The sequence below is a fragment of the Microcystis sp. LE19-10.1B genome (genome assembly GCF_027530565.1).
In the GTDB taxonomy this organism is placed as follows: domain Bacteria; phylum Cyanobacteriota; class Cyanobacteriia; order Cyanobacteriales; family Microcystaceae; genus Microcystis; species Microcystis aeruginosa.
This window is the reverse complement of record NZ_JAPZQM010000648.1, coordinates 1-1767: the sequence shown is the minus strand read 5'-3', so window position 1 is coordinate 1767 and position 1767 is coordinate 1. Positions and strand designations below refer to the sequence as shown.

Annotated in this window: 2 protein-coding genes; both read right to left on the bottom strand. The window is 44.2% G+C overall.

What is annotated here, in order from left to right; all coding sequences use genetic code 11:
- Positions 1-306 precede the first annotated feature (306 nt).
- Complete coding sequence (locus O9332_RS23325) at positions 307-1587, bottom strand: HhoA/HhoB/HtrA family serine endopeptidase (RefSeq protein ID WP_002762232.1); 1281 nt, start codon at positions 1585-1587, stop codon at positions 307-309.
- Positions 1588-1592: 5 nt separating this feature from the next.
- Positions 1593-1736 carry a hypothetical protein gene (locus O9332_RS23320; RefSeq protein WP_288027631.1) on the bottom strand — a complete coding sequence of 48 codons (144 nt, stop codon included), beginning with the start codon at positions 1734-1736 and terminating at the stop codon, positions 1593-1595.
- Between the last annotated feature and the right edge of the window lie 31 nt (positions 1737-1767).

Here is a 1767-nt window from a genome sequence, read left to right as displayed (position 1 = left end):
GTTGACACCCTTACTGACAAAGAAAAAACTGAAATCAAGTCAGGATAAGGGTTGGAGTGCTTACTGCAAAAATTGTTAAGAAAGATCCCTATAAGGGATAGCTTGATAAGGGGGGTGCCGATAGGCGGGGGGATCCCCCTTGATAAGGGGGGTGTCTGATAATTTTTAACGCCTACCTACTTACCTCACCATCAAGATAAATGCTATAATTATTTGATTCAAGAGCCAAAAGTAAAACCAGAAATATAGAGAGCTTACTAACAAGCTCTCTATAAAGTTTAGGTCTTTTACCACTTATCTTCCAGACTAGGCTCTGTTAGCAGTATTCAAGCTACCCACTTGAATATTCAGATTAATTTTTTGTCCTTCCCGGCTAATTTCTATGGGCAAATTATCGCCGATTTGAGTGTTAGCAACAATTTCCTGAACCGCATCGGGATCGGTGACATTCTTACCACCTACAGACTTTAACACATCACCCGATCGCAATCCCGCTGCTGCGGCAGGAGAATCTCTCATCACCCGCACTAACAAGACACCAGAATCATCGGGGATAGTCCAATTATCAGCCATAGGACTATCGGCTAATTGTTCTTTTACCTCCGGGGTTAACTGTACCATTTGAACACCGAGATAGGGATGTTCCACCTTACCCGTAGCGATTAATTGTTCGGCGATTCTTTGGGCAGTTTTAATCGGAATAGCAAAACCTAAACCCTGGGCATTCTGAATGATAGCAGTGTTAACTCCGATGACTTCTCCCCGAGCATTTAACAAAGGTCCGCCGGAATTTCCGGGGTTAATTGCCGCATCGGTTTGCAGGAAATCCACCCGTTTATCACTAGCACCAATTTGGGAGCCATTGCGTTCCTTGGCACTAATAATCCCCGTGGTGACAGTGTTATCTAATCCCAAAGGATTACCGATAGCGATCGCCCATTCTCCCACCTGTAAACTATCAGAATTACCTAATTTAACCGTGGGTAAATTGCTCGTTTCTACCTGTACCACTGCCACATCAGTTAAAGGATCACTACCTAAGACTTTACCATCAATAGTGCGACCATCTTTGAGGGTGACAGTCACCTTATCTGCTCCCTCGACAACGTGAGCATTGGTGATAATTTTACCGTCATTACTGATAATAAACCCCGAACCTGTACCCCTTTGAACTTGTTTTTCTCCTCGCTCGGGTATTTGGGAACCGAAGAAGCGACGGAAAACAGGATCGTTAGCAAATTCCGAAAAATCACCGCCTCCATTGACTTCCCTAGAAGCATTAATTCTTACCACCGCCGGCCCCACTTCTTGCACCACAGAAGCGACAAAATTGGTAGGAATAACCAGAGACGAGGGAGCGGCTGCCGCTGGTGTGGAGGGGCGAGGATTATTGGTAGCGGTGGCAATATTTTGGGCTAATTCTAGAGGATTTTGGCTGTAGGCGTAGGTGGCACCGATGCCTAACCCGGCACCCAAAACCAGTAAGGAGGAATAGGCAAAAAGTTTTTTCATTGCAGAAGATTTGGAGCGTTTAGGATTGCCTTCGTTGCGCGGGGAGATATTATCGTTAAAAATATTGCGAGTCATAGTTTTTATTGTTTAACCATTCTGAGAAGGGAATAAAAGTGGTTCTTCGTTACTTGGTATGGTTCGATAGGGGGGCATAAATCGACTAAATCCTTATCTGGCAAGAGACTTAATTGATTAGTTCGCTCTAGAGCAAAAACAATTGACAAAAATCGCTAAATGCCTTTCTCTATAAGGGTT